Below are 18,601 nucleotides of genomic sequence, written 5' to 3' on the forward strand. Positions count from 1 at the left end.
TGAAGGCCCGTTTGATTCAGTCGATTTTTGAGTCCTTGGGTCGGGCTACGAGTAACAGTATTAATCGAGGATTGGCAGCGATGCCGGCACGGGAGCGCTCGATACAAATCGATGGGCGCGCCTGCGGCGGCGATCAATCTCAGCGCCAGCACCGAGAGGCAATGGCTAGGAATAGTTCGCCCCCAAGTCTTGGGCCCCAGAGTCCTCGGCCCCAAGCGTCGAATCCGCGTGCCGAGGCCCAGCTCTCGCAGTGGGATGAGGCCGGCTGGGATTCCGACCAGGACGAGGCGGCGGGCCACCGCGCACGGCGGCTGTTGGCGCGTTCCAATTCCCGTTTTCACCGGCTGAGCGACAATGTTTCCGCGCTGAACCGATGGGTCACCGGCGAACGCTGGGTCAAGCGCCTTGCGGTCGTGATCGCCGTGTTGGCCGCGATTTTTGCGAGCTGTTTCGGCGGGCTTTGGTGGCGGCTCGGCGCCGGGCCGATCAATCTCGACCTGGCGACGCCCTGGCTTGCGGCGGCGATCGAGGAAAATATCGGGCACGGCAATACGGTCGAGGTCGGTGGCACGCAGATCGAGCGCGCCGGCAGGATTCGTATCGCGGTGCGGATCCGCGACATCGTGGTCAGGGATCGCGACCAGGCCATTGTGGCAAGCGCGCCAAAGGCCGAAGTGAGATTATCGGGCACTGCGCTACTGATGGGGCGGCTTCGCGCCGAGAGCCTCAATCTGGTCGATGCCGAACTCGCGGTCCGAATCACGCCCGATGGCCAGGTGACGGTCTCCGCCGGCGACACTTCAAAACCGCTGGCGACCGGCGTGGCCTCGAAGCGCGATGCGGGCCTTGCGGCGACATTCCCGCGGCCGGCGCCACCGGCTGGCACACCGGCGCCCGAGACGGCACAGAACGGACTGCTGGCCGGCCTCGATTGGCTCGACAGCCTGAGCCTGACCGGTCTCGATGGACAAAACCTCAACGAAATCGGCTTGAAGAACGGCAATCTGGTCGTCGACGACCAGCAGCGCGGCAACAAATGGACGTTCGACAATATCAGCATGAGCCTGCGCCGGCCGAGTGCCGGCGGGGTGGCGCTGAGCGTTGGCGAGGAGGGCGCCCGACCATGGTCGCTGCGGGCGGTGATCGGGCCGCAGGCCAACGGCGTGCGCTCGGTCGATCTGCGCGCCGACAAGGTGCCGACGGCCAATATCCTGCTGGCGATGCGGGTGAAGGATCTCACCTACAGCGCGAACCTGCCGCTGTCGGGCGAATTGAAGGGCGAACTCGGCCGCGACGGCCTGCCGACCTACTTCCGCGGCAAGCTTACCGCCGGTGCCGGCCACATCATCGACAGCGATACGCCCGATTATCCGATGCCGATCGATGCGGCGGAAATGAACGTCGAATGGGATTCCGCGCGGCGCGTGCTGGTCGCCCCGTTCAAGATCGTGTCCGGCGCCAACCGGGTCACGCTGCTCGGCCATCTGGAGCCGCCGAATGGCGCGACCACCGACTGGCAGGCCGGCCTGAGCGGCGGCACCATCGTGCTCGCCGGCAATGACGGCGAACAACCGCTGATCTTCAACCGCATCGCGATCGGCCTGCGCTTCGACACCGACCGCAAGCGCGTGGTGCTGACGCAAGCCGATATCAGCAACGGCGAGATCGGCGTCGCCGGAACCGGCAGCGTCGATTATTCCGGCGAGGCGCGGCTCCAGCTCGGTTTTGCCGGCACGCCGATGTCGGCCGCCGCGCTGAAGCGGATGTGGCCGATCCTGATCGTGCCGGAAGTGCGCGAATGGGTGATCGAGCGGATCGAACGCGGCACGCTCCAGCGTATCGAGGTCGGCGTCAATTCGCCGGTACGAAATTTGTCGCGCAAAGGCCCGCCGATTCCCGACGACGGCCTCGCGGTCAACATCACGGCGACCGGCGTGACGGTGCGGCCGGTCGATGACATGCCGGTCGTGCGCGATGCCGACCTGAAGGCGCGGGTGACGGGCCGCACCGCCACCGTCAACATCGGCCAGGGGATCGCCGATACGCCGTCCGGCCGCAAGGTCACCATTTCGGATTTCGTCTTCGAGGTGCCGGACATGGCACCGAAGCCATCGCCGTCAAAGGTCAAATTCCGGATCGATGGAACCATTCCGGCGGCGGCCGAGATTCTGGCATCCGACCGCCTCAGCGACGTATCCGCCACCTTCGTCGATCCGAACGCCAGCAAGGGAACGGTGACGGCCACCGTCATGCTCGGCATGCCGGTCAAGGGCGTGCTGACCAAGGCCGATACCACTTATTCCGTAACCGCCGATCTCGGCGGCGTGTCCATCGACAAGCTGGTGATGAACCAGAAGCTGGAAGCCAACACGCTGAAGGTGGTGGCCAACAATAACGGCTATCAGGTCAGGGGCGACGTCAAGATCAACGGCCAGCCGGCGTCGCTGGACTATCGCAAGCCGAACGAGGGCGACGCCGATATCAAGCTGTCGGCGACGCTGGATGACGCCAGCCGCGCGCGGCTTGGGCTGGATCTTGGTCCGGCCGTCAGCGGCGCGATCCCGATCAAGGTGATCGGCAAGATCGGCGACAACGACACCCGCGTCGGCATCGAGGCCGATCTCACTTCGCTGCGGCTCGACAACATCCTGCCGGGCTGGGTCAAGGTGCCGGGCAGGTCCGGCAAGGCGACCTTCAGCGTCGTGAAAAAGGAGCAGTCGACGCTGTTCCAGGACATCGTCGTCGACGGCGGCGGCGTCTCGATCAAGGGCTCGCTGGAAGTCGACGCGAACGGCGATTTGATGAGCGCGAACTTCCCGACCTACTCCCCCTCGGAAGGCGACAAGACCTCGCTGAAGGCCGAACGCAATGCCGATGGCGTCGTCAAGGTGACGATGCGCGGCGACGTGTTCGACGGCCGCGGCTTCCTCAAATCGGCGATCTCGGGCCGTGAAGCCGACGCCAAGAGCAAGACCAAGCACATCGATATGGACATCGACGTCAAGCTCGGCGCCGTCGCTGGCCACAATGGCGAAGCGCTGCGCAGCGTCGACGCCAAGATGTCCCGACGCAATGGCGTCGTCCGGACGTTTGCGATGACGGGCAAGGTTGGACGCGATACGCCGGTCAGCGCCGATTTGCGTGGCCGCGCACAAGGGCAGGCCCGCGACCTGATCATCCTGCAAACCAACGACGCCGGCGCATTATTTCGTTTCACCGACAGCTATTCCAAGATGATCGGCGGTCAGCTCTCGCTCGCGATGGAGCCGCCGACGGTCGAGCCTTCGGCGAAGGAGGGTCTGATCAATGTTCGCGACTTCACCATCAAAGGCGAGGCCGCGCTCGAGCGTGCCGCCGCCGGTGGCCCGGTCGGCACCCAGAACGGCATTGGCTTCTCGGGCCTGCGCGCCGAATTCACCCGGCAGAGCGGACACCTCACGATCCGGGAAGGCGTCGTGAAAGGCCCGACGATCGGCGCCACCATCGAGGGCACCCTCGACTATATCGGCAACTCGGTCCGCATGAGCGGTACCTTCGTTCCGATGTACGGGCTCAATAATATGTTCGGCCAGCTTCCCGTGATCGGCCTGTTCCTTGGCGGCGGCAGCAATGAAGGCCTGATCGGCGTCACCTATGAAGTAGTCGGTACGCCGGGTGCGCCGGTGCTGCGCGTCAATCCGATTTCAGCGATGGCGCCCGGCGTGCTGCGCAAGATCTTCGAGTTCAACACCGGCAAGCAAAACAACCCGATCGAATTACCGCCGGCCAATAATTAGGGCGCGATCCTTTTTGAGGGCTTGGCCGTCAGCGATCGATCTGGCCAATCGGCATAGTCCCGCGCTAGTCTTCGAAAAACAGGGAGGCTGGCGTCATGCTGATCACCAACATCCGTGCGCATCATATCCGCATTCCCTATGACGCCGGCGTGGCGAGCTTCAAGCAGGGCGCTTCGGCGATATCGGCGCTCGAAATCGTTCTCGTCGAAGTGTCGACAGACGCCGGCCTGACAGGTTGGGGGGACGCCTTCAGCTATGTGTGTCCGCGGTCCGTCGCCACCGCGATCGATGAAATGATCGCGCCGCAGGCAACGGGTCTCGAAGTCCCCGACGCCGCCGGCATTCCGGCCTTCATGGAGAGCATCCAGCGCAATCTGCATCTGTTCGGCCGCTACGGCATCACGATGTTTGCGATCTCCGCCCTCGATATCGCGTTGTGGGACCTTGCAGCACGCGCGCAAGGCGTCCCGCTGCACAGCTTGTTAGGCGTGCGCAAGCGGGCGCGGATTCCGGCCTATGCCAGCCTGCTGCGGATCGGCACGCCCGATCTCGTCGCCGGCGAATGTGAGACCGCGCTGCGGCGCGGTTACACGGCCGTCAAGCTTCATGAGACGACGGCGCCCGCCGTATTCGCCGCACGGCGCGCGATCGGTGCTGGCATCCCGCTGATGGTCGATATGAATTGCCCCCTGACGTCGGCGGAGGCCATCGCCTTCGCGCATCAATGCAAGGAAGCCGCGCCGATGTTCCTGGAGGAGCCGGTGTGGCCGCCGGAGGATTTCGCGGCGCTGGCGGAAACGCGCACCAAGGGAGGGCTCGATATCGCCGCCGGCGAAAACGCCTGCACGGTCCATCAATTCCGCCAGATGATGGACGCGGGCGCGGTGAGCTACGCGCAGCCCTCGGTCACCAAGGTCGGCGGCATCACCGAGTATCTGAAGGTGGTTGATCTGGCCGATCAAATGGGCGTCCGGCTGGCGCCGCATTCGCCCTATTTCGGTCCGGGCTTTTTGGCGACGCTGCAATTGATGTCGCTCCGCGACGACCGCACCTTCGTCGAAGTGTTTTACATGCACCAGGCCGCGAGCCTGTGGCGCGGCGCCATCGATGTCGGCGCCGATGGTGCGGTCGCGGTGCCGGAAGGGCCGGGGCTCGGTTATGAACCGGACCGCGAAGTCATGGAGCGGTTTCGCGTCTAGAAAAAATTGCGAAAACAACCCCATGCAAAGATAGCAAATGGGCCTTGGCTCGAGGCGCTAACGGTATTATGGTATGGCTCGCAACTTCCGGACAAGGCAGCGCTGCTCACCGCCGCAGCGCCGGCACCACCAGGAACGGGATTAGCCCCAGCACCACATTGACCAGCGCGAACACGAACAGCGCGTTGTAGCTGTGGGTCCAGTCATGGATCAGGCCGCCGGCCCACGAGCCCAGTCCTGATCCAAGGCCGCTGCCGATCGAAATCGTGCCGAAGATAGTGCCGACCCGCTTGCCGCGAAAGATATTCAGCGCGGTTGCGGTGATCAGCGGCCCGCGCGAACCGATCATGCTGCCGAAAGTGAGGATGAAGCCGGTCAGCAGCCAGTAGTTCGGATAATATTGCAGCAGCCAGAGCAGGATGATGCCGAGGATCGAAACGCCGTAGCTGAACAGCACCGACGGCCGGCGGCCGATGATGCCGTCGAGCGTCGAGATCCCGAGCATGCCGAACAGCAGCACGACGCCGGAAAAGCCCCAGGCGGTGGCCGCCTCCAAAGGCGGGAAGCCGGCATCGATCAGATACGCCACGATCTGCGCGGTGATGGCGTACATCGCCACCGCGGTGAAAAAGAAGGTCGAGAACAACGCCCAGAACACGTGGTGGAGCATCGCGCCCTTCAGCGTCCAGCCATCGTCGACGATGCCGTCGTCGGCCTTCCTGACGACGTGCGGCGAGCCGGTCGCGAACAGCCGCCACGGCAGCAGCAGCAGCGGCACCAGGAGACACAGCGCGGCGATGCCGAACCATTGATAGGCGTCGCGCCAGCCGATGCGGTCGATCAGCACCTGCGAGACCGGCAGCAGCACCAGGATGCCCGCACCGGTCGCGGAATAGAGGATCGCCATCGCGGTCGGCAATCGCGGGCCGAACCAGCGGCCGAGCAGGATCGAGTTAGGCACGACGCCGATCAGCGCGATGCCGATGCCGACGCACAATCCGGTCGAGAGCTGGAACTGCCACAGCGCCTGCGCGCGCGAGGCGATCAGGAACGAGCCGCCGAGCAGCAGCAATCCGAGCGAATAGACGAGGCGCGGCCCGGAGCGATCGAACAGCCGGCCGACCAGCGGCGCCATCAGTCCGCCCGCGAGCCAGGTCAGCGAATAGACCGAGACCACTTCGGCGCGGTCCCAGGCGAAACTCTCCGCGATCGGTTTCAGGAAGACCGTAAAGCTTTCGCCGAGGCCGCGGCCGACCACCGACAGCGCAAAGCAAAGCGCCAGCACGTTGAGTGCCGTGCGCGCCGGCTTCAGCGGCCGCGTTAACGCATCTGTCGCTTGCGTCCTCTCATCCATGGCGAGCATGGGAGCGCGCTTCCGCATGCCCTAGCAAGCGTCAAAAGCGAATGCACCTATGCAGGCTTGAGCAGGACGTGCTTCTTCTTGCCCATCGACAGCTTGATGACGCCTTCCTGCGTGAGATTTCCCGCATTCAGCACCATCTTCTCGTCGGTCACCGCAGCATCGTTGACGCGAAGGCCGCCGCCCTTGATCTGGCGGCGCGCCTCGCCGTTCGACGCGACGAGTCCGGCCTTGACGAACAGCCCCAGCACGCCGGCGCCGGCATCAAGTTCGCCGCGCGGAATTTCCACCGTCGGCAGGCTTTCCGCGATCGCGCCTTCCTCAAAGGTTTGCCGCGCGGTCTCCGAAGCCGTGGTGGCGGCATCGCGGCCGTGCAGCAGCGCGGTCGCTTCCGTCGCCAGCACTTTCTTGGCCTCGTTGATCTCGCCGCCCTGCAGCGCCGCGAGCTTGTTGATCTCGCTCATCGGCAGGATCGTAAACAGCTTCAGGAATTTGACGACGTCGGCGTCCTCGACGTTGCGCCAGTATTGCCAGAAATCGTAGGGCGAGAATTGGTCCGCGTTGAGCCACACCGCGCCTTGCGCCGTCTTGCCCATCTTGGCGCCTGACGCCGTGGTCAGCAGCGGCGTCGTCAGCGCGTATAATTGCTCCGTGCCCATGCGGCGGCCGAGATCGACGCCGTTGACGATGTTGCCCCATTGATCGGAGCCGCCCATCTGCAGCCGGCAGCCGGTGCGCCGCGCCAGCTCGACGAAGTCGTAGGCCTGGCAGACCATGTAGTTGAATTCGATGAAGCTCATCTCCTGCTCGCGTTCGAGCCGCAAGCGCACCGAGTCCATCGTCAGCATGCGGTTGACCGAGAAATGCCGGCCGACGTCGCGCAGCATCTCGATATAGTTCAGCTTCGTCAGCCATTCGGCGTTGTCGAGCATGATGGCGTCGCTGGCGCCATTGCCGTAGCGCAGCACCTTGGAGAATACGCCGCGGATCGAGGCCTTGTTGGCCTCGATTTCCTCGATCGAGCGGATCGCGCGGGATTCGTCCTTGCCGGAGGGATCGCCGACCATGGTGGTGCCGCCGCCCATCAGGGTGATCGGCTTGTTGCCGCTCTCCTGCAGCCAGTGCAGCATCATCATGGTGAGGTAATTGCCGATATGCAGCGACGGCGCGGTGCAGTCATAGCCGACATAGGCGATGGCCCGGCCCTTCGCGGCCAGCGCGTCGAGGCCATCGAAATCGGAACATTGGTGGATGAAGCCGCGTTCCTGTAAAATGTTCAGGAAATCTGATTTAAATGCGGTCATTGGTCTGCGACTCTGATCATTCTATTTTCACGGTAATTGTAACGAGTTGCGGAACCATAGCGGAATAGGTCGCCGCAAGCGCGTGCGGTGTGGCATTATAAGATGTCCGTGTTTGGCACAAGCTGGTCGTCGTCGGCGGGACGATTCGAGCAGGGCGTGGCGAAGGCATGACGACGATGATGTTGACGGCGGTCGGTCTGATGAGCGGCACCTCGCTCGACGGGGTCGATATCGCCATGATCGAAACCGATGGCCGCAAGGTCCGGGCGTTCGGGCCATCCGGATATCGGCCCTATAGCGAAATGGAACGCCGCCTGTTGCGACAGGCGCTGTATGAGGCCGTTAACCTGCCGCAGCGCGATGCGCGCCCCGGTATCCTGCGGGAGGCCGAGCAGGCCGTCACTTTGGCCCATGCCGAGGCGGTCGCCGCCTTTACCGCGCAACACCGCATTTCCGCCCAGGACATCGACATCGTCGGCTTTCACGGCCAGACCGTATTGCACCGCCCGGAGCGCGGATTGACGGTGCAGATCGGCGATGCCGCGGCCCTCGCCAAGGCGATCCATATTCCCGTGATGCATGATTTCCGCGCTGCCGACGTCGCCGCCGGCGGGCAGGGCGCGCCGTTCGTGCCGGTCTATCACCGCGCGCTGGCGCAATCGCTGGAGCGCGAGGGGCCGATCGTCGTGGTTAATATCGGCGGGGTCTCCAACATCACCTATATCGACGGGCCAGACACCCTGATCGCTTGCGACACCGGGCCCGGCAACGCGCTGCTCGACGACCACATGTACCGTGTCCTGAACCAGCGCTTCGACAATGCAGGCCAGACCGCAGCCCAAGGCAAGGTCGATGACGCCTGGATCGCCCGCGCGCTGGCGCTGCCATTCTTTGCCAAGCCGCCGCCGAAATCGCTCGACCGCAACGATTTTGCGGCGCTGAAGGTCGACGGGATGTCGCCCGCGGACGGCGCGGCGACCCTGACCGCGTTCACGGCCGCGTCGATCGCCCGGATTGTGCCGTTGCTGCCGAAAGCGCCGAAGAGCTGGATCGTGGCCGGCGGCGGCGCCCGCAACCTGACCATGCTGCGGATGCTGCGCGACCTGCTGGCGCCTGCAACCGTCGAGGCCGCCGATGGGCTCGGCTGGGCGTCGGATGCGATCGAGGCGCAAGCGTTTGGCTTCCTGGCGGCGCGAGGCCTGAAGGGCCTGCCGCTGAGCTATCCGGCCACCACGGGGGTGCCGATCCCGATGACCGGGGGGCTCATGGCCCGGCCGTGAACGGGCTTCCGGATCACCATCTGTTGATGCAACTGCATCGACCTTGACGACTACATGCAAGTGCATCTATTTTGGATGCAGGTGCATGAAGCGAGACTTTGTTGGCTCGCGCTGGAGGTCGTCATGACGGCAAAACTCACTCTGATCAGCCACACGCTTTGTCCCTATGTGCAGCGCGCCGTGATCGCGCTGAACGAGAAGGGCGTCCCGTTCGAACGCATCGACATCGACCTCGCCAACAAGCCGGACTGGTTCTTGAAGCTTTCGCCGCTCGGCAAAGTGCCGGTGCTGGTGGTGCGCAATGATGACGGCGAGGTGGCGCTGTTCGAGAGCAACGTGATCTGTGAATATATCGAGGACACGCAAGGCGGCGCCAAACTGCATCCGCAGGATGCGTTGCAACGGGCACAGCACCGGGCCTGGATGGAATTCGGCTCGACTATTTTGAGCGAGCTGTGGGGGCTTGAGACTACCGGCGATGCCGCGGTCTTTGAAGACAAGCGCGTCGCGGTGGCCGCGAAGTTTGAGCGCGTCGAAGAGGCGCTGGGTTCGGGTCCGTTTTTTGCCGGCGAACAATTCAGCCTCGTCGACGCGGTGTTCGCGCCGATCTTCCGCTATTTCGACGTGTTCGATGAATTGATCGATCTCTCCATCTTCGTGCAGACGCCGAAGGTGCGTGCGTGGCGAACGGAACTAGCGAAGCGGAAAAGTGTTCGCAACGCCGTCGGTGCCGACTATCCGCAATTGCTGCACGCGTTCCTGGTTCGGCATAATGCGCATATGCTGAAACTGGCCGCGTAGCGGCCTGAGCGGGGTTTGTAGTTTGTAGGGCGGATTAGCGTAGCGTAATCCGCCGTCTTTGCGAGCGGTGCCGTCAATGGCGGATTACGCCCATCGGGCCGCGCTTCGCGCGGACCCGTTGGGCTCCAATCCGCCCTACAAATCCGTCGCCATCTTCGCGAGAGTCGCGATCGTATTCATGTTGCGCGCCGTTCCTGCCTTGGCGGCGGGAATCGCCAGTTTCGATTGTCCCATGCCGTCGCCGTAGTGGACATAGATTTCGCGTGCGCCCAATCCGATTTCCTCGTCCTTGCGGCCTTTGACCGCGGCAAGCGTATCCGCCGGCGGCTTGGCGTCGAGAAAGATCGCAACGGTACGGTTGCCCGGCGCCTTTGGAAATGGATTGGCCTTCAGCACGGCCTGCATCTCGGCGGCCGTACGCACCATGACGCCGACCGGTTTGCCGGCATAGGCTTTCAGCCGCGCTTCGAGTGCCTTTTTCACCGCGGATTCGGATTTGCGGCTGGTGAAGACGACATTGCCGCTGGCGATGTAGGTGCGGACGCCTTCGAAGCCGAGCGCCTCGCACATCGCCTTCAGCTCGCTCATCGGCAGCTTGCCGGTGCCGCCGACATTGACGGCACGGAGCAGGGCGACGAAGGCGGTCATCGCTAACCGGGATTCTTGTTTTGACGCGTTTTCTTCACGCGAACCGGTGTCCACTTCGCTTGAAAACGCTCTGGTTACCGGACGTTGGCGAGCCGCATGTCGAGATAGCCGGTCACCGTCTCCATCAGCGGCTGCAATTTGCCGTCGAAGAAATGGTTGGCGCCGGGGATGACCTGCTGGTCGATCACGATGCCCTTTTGCGTCTTGAGCTTTTCGACCAGCGTGTTGACGTCTTTCGGCGGCACCACCGCATCCTTCTCGCCATGCACGATCAGGCCGGACGACGGGCAGGGCGCGAGGAACGAGAAGTCATAGAGGTTGGCGGGCGGCGCGATCGAAATAAAACCTTCGACCTCGGGCCGGCGCATCAAAAGCTGCATGCCGATCCAGGCGCCGAACGAAAAGCCCGCGACCCAGCAGGCGCGCGCCTCGGGGTTGATGGTCTGCGCCCAGTCGAGCGCGGACGCCGCATCCGACAATTCGCCGGTGCCGTGATCGAACGCGCCCTGGCTGCGGCCGACGCCGCGGAAATTGAATCGCAGCACCGAAAAGCCGCGATGCGCGAACGCGTAGTAGCACTGGTAGACGATTTGGTGATTCATCGTGCCGTGAAACTGCGGATGCGGATGCAGGATCATTGCGATCGGTGCGTTCTTCTGCTTTGCCGGATGGTAACGGCCTTCGAGGCGGCCCGCGGGACCGGTGAAAATGACTTCAGGCATGGATGATCCTTGGAAGTGTCGCTTGAAGTGTCTCTTGGCGACGGAATTGATCCGGCGGCGAAACGTCAATCAGGCGTCGTTGGGAGATGCGCGCGGCGCTCCGTGAACTGTCGGCCGCGTTCTAGCATGAGGCGAGGGGCAAAAAGCAAGCATCTTGAACATCTCGAAGCGTGTTCAAGGCGTTAGCTTGCGATTGCCTGCAGACGTCGCGATCACCAACTGCGATAAGGCGGCGAGATCGTGGAAAGCGACCGACATGGTGGCTCGCAGCTCATCTAAGGTAATATAGTACTTCTATGCCTGATCGGGTCTATCTGGACTGGAATGCGACCACGCCGCTGCGCCCCGAAGCGAAGGCGGCGATGGCGGCTGCCTGGGACCTCTCCGGCAACCCGTCGTCGGTTCACACCGAGGGCCGCCAGGCGCGGCGGCTGGTCGAGGACGCACGGGTCGTGGTGGCGGCGGCGGTCGGCGTCCGGCCGCAGGACGTGGTCTTCTCGTCCGGCGGAACCGAGGCCAACGCGCTGGCGCTGACGCCGGGATTGCGGCGGGGCGCGGGACAGCCGGTGCAGCGGTTGCTGGTGTCGGCCATCGAACATGCCTCGGTGCTGTCGGGCGGACGGTTTCCACCCGGTGCTATCAAGGCCATCAATGTAACGGCCTCGGGCCTGATCGACCTCGATCATCTGCGCGCATTGCTCAGCGAAGGCGCGCCCGCGCTGGTGTCGGTGATGCTGGCCAATAACGAGACCGGCGTCATCCAGCCGGTGGCGGAGGTGGCCCGGATCGTCCACGAGGCCGGCGGGCTGCTGCATGTCGATTCGATCCAGGCGTTCGGGAAAATTCCGTTTGATGTCAAATCGATCGGGGCCGATCTTGTCACGCTGTCGGCGCACAAGATCGGCGGACCCAAGGGCGTCGGTGCGGTGGTTCTGGCCGAGGATGTGCAGGGGCTGGAGCCGCTGGTGCGCGGTGGCGGGCAGGAACTGGGACGGCGGGCCGGCACCGAGAACGTGGCGGGGATTTCGGCGTTCGGCGCGGCTGCCAGGGCGGCGATGGCAGCCCTGGAAGTGGACGCCGGGCGGCTGCAGAGCCTCCAGCAGCGCCTTGAGGAGGGCCTGAAGCAGACCCCCGGGATGATCGTGTTCTCGGAAACCGCGCCAAGGTTGCCCAATACGACGCTATTCACGGCTCCAGGCCTTAAGGCAGAAACCGCCGTGATCGGCTTCGATCTCGCCGGTATTGCGGTATCGTCGGGATCGGCCTGCTCGTCTGGCAAGGTCCAGCCGTCGCATGTGCTGGGCGCCATGGGACAGGGCCGGGAACTGGCTCAGGGAGCCGTGCGGCTCAGTCTGGGGTGGTCTACGTCACAGACAGACATTGAATTGGCCCTCAAGGCTTGGCGAACGCTTGCCAATACCTTACTTAAGGAACGACGAAACACAGGTTGAACGGTTCTAAGCAATCGGTTCTGAACCAATCAGGATCGATCAGGCGCCAGAACCGCCGGATTGATCCACCGCGGTCCTTGAAACCGCGAGCGGAGGATGAAATGGCTGCCGTACAAGAGACGGTCGATCGCGTCAGGCAGATCGACGTCGACCAATATCGATATGGATTTGAGACGCTTATCGAGTCTGACAAGGCTCCAAAAGGGCTGTCGGAAGATACCGTCCGCTTCATTTCCGCGAAAAAGAACGAGCCGGCCTGGATGCTGGAATGGCGGCTGGAGGCCTATCGCCGCTGGCTGACCATGACCGAGCCGCAATGGGCCCGCGTCAACTACCCCAAGATCGACTACCAGGACCTCTATTACTATTCGGCGCCGAAGCCGAAGAAGACGATCGGTTCGCTCGACGAGATCGATCCCGACATCCTGAAGACCTACGAGAAGCTCGGCATTCCCCTGCGCGAAGTCGAGGTGCTGGAAGGCGTCGTGCGACCCGAGGGCGAGCGCCGGATCGCGGTCGACGCGGTGTTCGATTCGGTTTCGGTCGCGACCACGTTCCAGAAGGAGTTGAAGCAGGCCGGCGTGATCTTCATGCCGATCTCCGAAGCGATCCGCGAGCATCCCGAATTGGTGAAGAAGTACCTCGGCACGGTCGTGCCGACCTCGGACAATTATTTCGCGACGCTGAATTCGGCGGTGTTTTCCGACGGCTCGTTCGTCTACGTGCCGCCGGGCGTGCGCTGTCCGATGGAGCTGTCGACTTACTTCCGCATCAACGAGCGCAACACCGGCCAGTTCGAGCGCACGCTGATCATCGCCGACAAGGGCTCGTACGTCAGCTACCTCGAAGGCTGCACCGCGCCGCAGCGCGACGAGAACCAGTTGCATGCCGCGGTCGTCGAACTCGTCACGCTCGACGATGCCGAGATCAAATATTCGACGGTGCAGAACTGGTACCCCGGCAACTCCGAGGGCAAGGGCGGCATCTACAATTTCGTCACCAAGCGTGGTGACTGCCGCGGCAATAATTCCAAGATCTCCTGGACCCAGGTCGAGACGGGATCGGCGATCACCTGGAAATATCCGAGCTGCATCCTGCGCGGCGACAACTCGCGAGGCGAGTTCTATTCGATCGCGATTTCGAACGGTCACCAGCAGGTCGATTCCGGCACCAAGATGATTCATCTCGGCAAGAACACGACCAGCCGGATCATCTCCAAGGGCATCGCGGCCGGCGTCTCGCAAAACACCTATCGCGGCCTCGTCACCGCCCACCGCAAGGCCACCGGCGCGCGCAATTTTACCGCCTGCGATTCGCTCCTGATCGGCGACAAATGCGGCGCGCACACCGTGCCTTATGTTGAAGCGAAGAACTCCTCGGCGCTGTTCGAGCACGAAGCCACCACGTCGAAGATCTCGGAAGACGTGCTGTTCTACTGCGTGCAGCGCGGGCTCAGCCAGGAAGAGGCCGTCGGCCTCGTGGTCAACGGATTTGTGAAAGACGTGCTGCAGCAACTGCCGATGGAATTCGCGGTGGAAGCGCAGAAGCTGATCTCGATCTCGCTGGAGGGCAGCGTCGGGTAACCCAGATGATTCGAAACATCTTCGGCTTCATACGGCTCGCGCCGCTTGCGCTGTTTTTGGTGATTGCAATCGTCGGATTGTTTGCCGTGTTAATCGGCAGTTTGGCGGGATCGGTTGAGGTTACCGAATTCGGCAAACTGGCTGCAGGTGGTGGAGCCCTGGGGTTTTTTGGCTGGCTTTGTTTGCCGGTTCTAGTTCGAGCGTTTTAGGCCAGAAGGAAAGAATATGACTGCGTTACTTGAAGTCAAAGACCTGAAAGTTCGTGTCGAGGATAACGAAATTCTCCACGGGCTGTCGCTCACGGTGAACCCGGGCGAGGTGCACGCGATCATGGGGCCGAACGGCTCCGGCAAATCGACGCTGTCGCACGTCATCGCCGGCAAGCCCGGCTATGAAGTCACCGGCGGCGAGATCCTGTTCAGGGGTGAAGACCTCCTGGAAATGTCGCCGGACGAGCGCGCCGCCAAGGGCGTGTTCCTGGCGTTCCAGTATCCGGTCGAGATTCCCGGCGTCGCCACCATGAACTTCCTGCACGTGGCGCTGAACGCGCAGCGCAAGGCGCGCGGCGAAAGCCAGCTGACGACACCCGAGTTTTTGAAAAAGGCCTACGCGGCGGCGGCCAGTCTGAATATTCCGCGCGACATGCTCAAGCGCGGCGTCAATGTCGGGTTTTCCGGCGGCGAAAAGAAGCGCAACGAGATCTTGCAGATGGCGCTGTTCGAGCCGGCCGTCTGCATCCTCGATGAAATGGATTCCGGTCTCGATATCGACGCGCTTCGGGTCGCGGCCGACGGCGTCAATGCGTTGCGTTCGCAGGGCAGGGCCATGGTCGTCATCACGCACTACCAGCGGCTGCTCAACTACATCGTGCCTGACTTCGTGCACGTGATGTCCAAGGGACGCGTCGTCAAAAGCGGCGGCAAGGAACTGGCGCTGGAGCTCGAGGCTTCCGGCTACACCCAGTTCGACGACGCGGCTTAAGGGCGGGATACGGATTTTGTGATGAATGTAGTACTAGCCAAAACCGAAACCGGGCGCGCGTTGAGCGATATCTTCGCGGTCGCGCGTGGCCGGTTGCCGGGCACATCCGACGTCGCCGACCTCAGGCGGCAGGCGTCCGAGGCTTACGAGCGCGCCGGCCTGCCGCACCGCCGGATCGAGGACTGGAAATACACCGATCTGCGCGCGCTGATGCGCGAGGTGCTGCCGCTGGCACCGGCGCCGGATACGGCGGAAGTTTCGCGCGCTGCGGCCGCGGTGAAGCTGCATGCGATCGACGGCGTGCGCCGGCTGGTGCTGGTCGACGGCGTGTTTGTGCCAAAGCTGTCCGAACTCGGTGTTCTGGAGAACGGCCTCAGCATCCGGACCTTGCGGGAGGTGCTGGAGGCCGGCGACGCCGCGCTGCAGGCCCAGTTGTTTGCACCCGACAGTTCCAATCCGATGGTCGCGCTCAACAGCGCGATGATGACCGACGGCATCGTGATCGAGATCGCCGACGGCGTCGTGCTGACCCAGCCGCTGCAGATCGTCCATATCGCCAGCGGAAGCGTGCCGGCGGCGATGTTCACGCGCTCGCTTCTGCGGCTCGGCAAGGATGCCGGCGCGACGCTGGTCGAAAGCTATATCGCGGCCGAGGGCGCCAAAGCCTATCAGGTCCATGACTCCCTGATCATTTCGATCGGTGACAATTCGCGCCTCGACCACGTCCGCCTCAACGAAGACGGACGCGACGCCTTCAACATTTCCTCGGCCGTGGTGAGCCTCGGCGCCCATGCGCATTTCAACACGTTTGGCATGATGTCGGGCGCCGGCGTCAGCCGCTACCAGGCGATCATCGCGTTTGCCGGCGAGGGCTCCAAGGTCGAGACCAACGGCGTCAACCTGCTCAATGGCAAGCAGCACGCCGATACCACGCTGTTCATGGACCACGCGGTGCCGCACTGCGACAGCCGTGAAATCTTCCGTGCGGTCGTCGACGATCGCGGCCATTCGGTGTTCCAGGGCCGCATCATCGTGCGCCCGCATGCGCAGAAGACCGATGCCAAGATGATGACGCGGGCGCTGCTGCTGTCCGACGACGCCGAGGCCGTCAACAAGCCGGAACTCGAAATCTTCGCCGACGACGTCACCTGCGGCCATGGCGCCACCACCGGCGCGCTCGACGAGAGCCTGCTGTTTTACCTGCGCGCCCGCGGCCTGTCCGAAAAGGAAGCCCAGGCGCTGCTGATCCAGGCCTTCGTCGGCGAGGCGATTGAGTCCATTGTGAACGACGGCCTGCGCGAGCTTGCGATCGCGGCGGCGCAGCGCTGGCTGGCGGCGAGAGGTTGACCATGCATCCGGCGGTGAAAAATGGCGCCTATGACGTGGCGCGGGTGCGGGAGGATTTTCCGGCGCTGGCGATGAAGGTCTATGGCAAGCCGCTGGTCTACCTCGACAATGCCGCCTCCGCCCAGAAGCCGACCGCGGTGCTTGACCGCATGACGGAAGCCTACAAAAGCGAATACGCCAACGTGCATCGCGGGCTGCATTACCTCGCCAATGCCGCCACCGAGGCCTATGAGGGCGGCCGCGCCAAGGTCGCAAAATTCCTCAACGCCGCGCGCACCGAGGAAATCATCTTCACCCGCAACGCCACCGAGGCGATCAACCTCGTGGCGTCGTCTTGGGGCGAGCCCAACATCAAGCCGGGCGACGAGATCATCATCTCGATCATGGAGCACCATTCCAACATCGTGCCCTGGCACTTCCTCAGGGAACGCCATGGCGCCGTCATCAAGTGGGCGCCGGTCGATGACGAAGGCAATTTCCTGATCGAGGAATTCGAGAAGCTGCTGACCGACCGCACCAGGCTGGTCGCGGTCACGCAGATGTCGAACGCGCTCGGCACCATCGTGCCGGTCAAGGACGTCGTGAAACTGGCGCATGCCCGCGGCATCCCGGTGCTGATCGACGGCAGCCAGGCCGCCGTGCATCTGGCGATCGACGTGCAGGACATCGACGCGGATTTCTACGTATTCACCGGCCACAAGCTGTACGGCCCGACCGGGATCGGCGTGCTCTATGCCAAGCACGAGCACCTGGTTGCGATGCGGCCCTTCAACGGCGGCGGCGAGATGATCCGCGAAGTCGCGCGGGACTGGATCACCTATGGCGATCCCCCGCATAAATTCGAGGCCGGCACGCCCGCGATCGTGGAATCGATCGGCCTCGGGGCTGCGATCGACTACGTCAATTCGATCGGCAAGGAACGCATCGCCGCCCACGAGCACGATTTGCTGACCTATGCCCAGGATCGGCTGCGCGAAATCAACTCGCTGCGGCTGATCGGTACCGCACGCGGCAAGGGGCCGGTGATCTCGTTCGAGATGAAGGGCGCGCATCCCCACGATGTCGCCACCGTGATCGACCGGCAGGGCATCGCGGTCCGCGCCGGCACCCATTGCGTGATGCCGCTTTTAGAGCGGTTCAATGTCACAGCCACCTGCCGCGCGTCATTTGGGATGTATAATACAAGAGAAGAAGTCGACCACCTGGCACAGGCGCTGATCAAGGCGCGGGAATTGTTTGCATGACCGACACAGCCGAAGTCAAAACCGCCAATATGGAAACCCAGTCGGCGCTGCCGCCGGAGGAGACCGAACGTCTCGGCGGCGAGATCGTGGCGGCGCTGAAGACGGTGTTCGACCCGGAAATTCCGGCCGATATCTACGAACTCGGCCTGATCTACAAGGTCGATTTCAAGGACGACCGCAGCGTCGACGTGATGATGACGCTGACCACGCCGAACTGCCCGGCGGCGGGCGAACTGCCGACCATGGTGGAGAACGCGGTTGCCAGCGTTCCCGGCGTCGGAATCGTCAATGTCAATCTGGTGTGGGAGCCGGCCTGGACGCCGGACCGGATGTCCGACGAGGCGCGCCTCGTCCTCAATATGTGGTGAAGGGTTTTGGTGCCGAAGCTATCCGGCGTTATCGAGACCGCACTTTATGTCGATGACCTCGACCGCGCCCGAGCCTTCTACGAAGACGTGCTGGGGCTTGCGGCGCTGACGCGCGATTCGCGGTTTTTTGCTTTCGACGTCGGCGGCCGCAACGTGCTTCTGCTGTTTCGTCGCGGTGCGACCCTCGAAACGGTCCATTTGCCCGGCGGGACCATTCCGCCGCATGACGGCAACGGCCCGATTCACGTGGCGTTTGCCATCGCGGCGGCCGACCTGGCGGCTTGGGAAACGCGACTCGGCGAGCACAAGGTCGCCATCGAAGGCAGGACCGATTGGCCGCGCGGCGGCAAGAGCATCTACTTTCGCGACCCGGACCGCCACCTGCTGGAACTGGTGACGCCGGGAGTTTGGCCGATCTATTAGGAGCGATCTACCGGGCGAAAGACGGCTCGTTCGGACAGGTTCTAACCGAATCTGGGATATGAGACCTTCACAGCAGGAATTTCGTTGTTATTTTAACGGTATAAGATTTTCGTC

16 protein-coding genes are annotated in these 18,601 nt (G+C 63.3%); 12 read left to right on the forward strand and 4 right to left on the reverse strand.

Annotation, left to right across the window (positions count from 1 at the left end):
• Nucleotides 1-80: 80 nt before the first annotated feature.
• Together ACSQ84_RS06930 and ACSQ84_RS06935 are read left to right on the forward strand one after the other, a co-directional pair.
• A complete protein-coding gene (locus tag ACSQ84_RS06930) occupies nt 81-3,776 on the forward strand; it encodes a YhdP family protein (RefSeq protein ID WP_436210871.1) in 3,696 nt (1,231 codons plus the stop codon).
• Between the two features lie 95 nt (nt 3,777-3,871).
• Nucleotides 3,872-4,975, forward strand: a complete 1,104-nt coding sequence (locus ACSQ84_RS06935) for a mandelate racemase/muconate lactonizing enzyme family protein (protein WP_436210872.1) — start codon at nt 3,872-3,874, stop codon at nt 4,973-4,975.
• A gap of 106 nt (nt 4,976-5,081) precedes the next feature.
• Here the strand turns inward: ACSQ84_RS06935 and ACSQ84_RS06940 are convergent, their stop codons facing one another.
• Nucleotides 5,082-6,329: an MFS transporter gene (locus tag ACSQ84_RS06940; protein WP_436211195.1), complete on the reverse strand. Its 1,248-nt coding sequence runs from the start codon at nt 6,327-6,329 to the stop codon at nt 5,082-5,084.
• Nucleotides 6,330-6,385: 56 nt separating this feature from the next.
• On the reverse strand, nt 6,386-7,639 hold the full coding sequence (tyrS, locus tag ACSQ84_RS06945) for a tyrosine--tRNA ligase (RefSeq protein ID WP_436210873.1): 1,254 nt from the start codon (nt 7,637-7,639) through the stop codon (nt 6,386-6,388).
• A 176-nt stretch (nt 7,640-7,815) separates the two neighbouring features.
• Here tyrS and ACSQ84_RS06950 point away from each other — a divergent pair, with 176 nt between their 5' ends.
• Nucleotides 7,816-8,919 carry an anhydro-N-acetylmuramic acid kinase gene (locus ACSQ84_RS06950; RefSeq protein ID WP_436211196.1) on the forward strand — a complete coding sequence of 368 codons (1,104 nt, stop codon included), beginning with the start codon at nt 7,816-7,818 and terminating at the stop codon, nt 8,917-8,919.
• 123 nt (nt 8,920-9,042) lie between these two features.
• Nucleotides 9,043-9,720, forward strand: coding sequence for a glutathione S-transferase family protein (locus ACSQ84_RS06955; RefSeq protein WP_436210874.1), 678 nt, complete (start codon nt 9,043-9,045; stop codon nt 9,718-9,720).
• A gap of 135 nt (nt 9,721-9,855) precedes the next feature.
• Here ACSQ84_RS06955 and ACSQ84_RS06960 read toward each other — a convergent pair whose 3' ends face one another.
• Both ACSQ84_RS06960 and ACSQ84_RS06965 read right to left on the reverse strand, forming a co-directional pair.
• On the reverse strand, nt 9,856-10,368 hold the full coding sequence (locus tag ACSQ84_RS06960; RefSeq protein WP_436210875.1) for a DUF1697 domain-containing protein: 513 nt from the start codon (nt 10,366-10,368) through the stop codon (nt 9,856-9,858).
• A 74-nt stretch (nt 10,369-10,442) separates the two neighbouring features.
• Entirely contained in the window at nt 10,443-11,090 is a 648-nt protein-coding gene (locus ACSQ84_RS06965; RefSeq protein WP_436210876.1) for an alpha/beta hydrolase, read from the reverse strand.
• A 296-nt stretch (nt 11,091-11,386) separates the two neighbouring features.
• Here ACSQ84_RS06965 and ACSQ84_RS06970 point away from each other — a divergent pair, with 296 nt between their 5' ends.
• From ACSQ84_RS06970 to ACSQ84_RS07005, 8 genes are all read left to right on the forward strand, one after another.
• Entirely contained in the window at nt 11,387-12,541 is a 1,155-nt protein-coding gene (locus ACSQ84_RS06970; RefSeq protein WP_436210877.1) for a cysteine desulfurase family protein, read from the forward strand.
• Between the two features lie 101 nt (nt 12,542-12,642).
• Complete coding sequence (gene sufB, locus ACSQ84_RS06975) at nt 12,643-14,124, forward strand: Fe-S cluster assembly protein SufB (RefSeq protein ID WP_436210878.1); 1,482 nt, start codon at nt 12,643-12,645, stop codon at nt 14,122-14,124.
• Nucleotides 14,125-14,129: 5 nt separating this feature from the next.
• Complete coding sequence (locus tag ACSQ84_RS06980) at nt 14,130-14,333, forward strand: hypothetical protein (protein WP_436210879.1); 204 nt, start codon at nt 14,130-14,132, stop codon at nt 14,331-14,333.
• Nucleotides 14,334-14,349: 16 nt separating this feature from the next.
• The gene (sufC, locus tag ACSQ84_RS06985; protein WP_436210880.1) at nt 14,350-15,105 is read left to right on the forward strand and encodes a Fe-S cluster assembly ATPase SufC; all 756 of its coding nucleotides are present in this window, start codon (nt 14,350-14,352) and stop codon (nt 15,103-15,105) included.
• Between the two features lie 21 nt (nt 15,106-15,126).
• Nucleotides 15,127-16,452: a Fe-S cluster assembly protein SufD gene (gene sufD, locus ACSQ84_RS06990; protein ID WP_436210881.1), complete on the forward strand. Its 1,326-nt coding sequence runs from the start codon at nt 15,127-15,129 to the stop codon at nt 16,450-16,452.
• A complete protein-coding gene (locus ACSQ84_RS06995) occupies nt 16,449-17,696 on the forward strand; it encodes a cysteine desulfurase (protein WP_436210882.1) in 1,248 nt (415 codons plus the stop codon). Before sufD ends, ACSQ84_RS06995 begins: the two co-directional genes overlap by 4 nt.
• A complete protein-coding gene (locus ACSQ84_RS07000; protein ID WP_436210883.1) occupies nt 17,693-18,064 on the forward strand; it encodes an SUF system Fe-S cluster assembly protein in 372 nt (123 codons plus the stop codon). Before ACSQ84_RS06995 ends, ACSQ84_RS07000 begins: the two co-directional genes overlap by 4 nt.
• A gap of 9 nt (nt 18,065-18,073) precedes the next feature.
• Nucleotides 18,074-18,487: a VOC family protein gene (locus ACSQ84_RS07005; protein WP_436210884.1), complete on the forward strand. Its 414-nt coding sequence runs from the start codon at nt 18,074-18,076 to the stop codon at nt 18,485-18,487.
• Nucleotides 18,488-18,601 lie beyond the last annotated feature (114 nt).

Origin of the sequence: Bradyrhizobium sp. LjRoot220 (assembly GCF_964252915.1) — a bacterium.
In the GTDB taxonomy this organism is placed as follows: domain Bacteria; phylum Pseudomonadota; class Alphaproteobacteria; order Rhizobiales; family Xanthobacteraceae; genus Bradyrhizobium.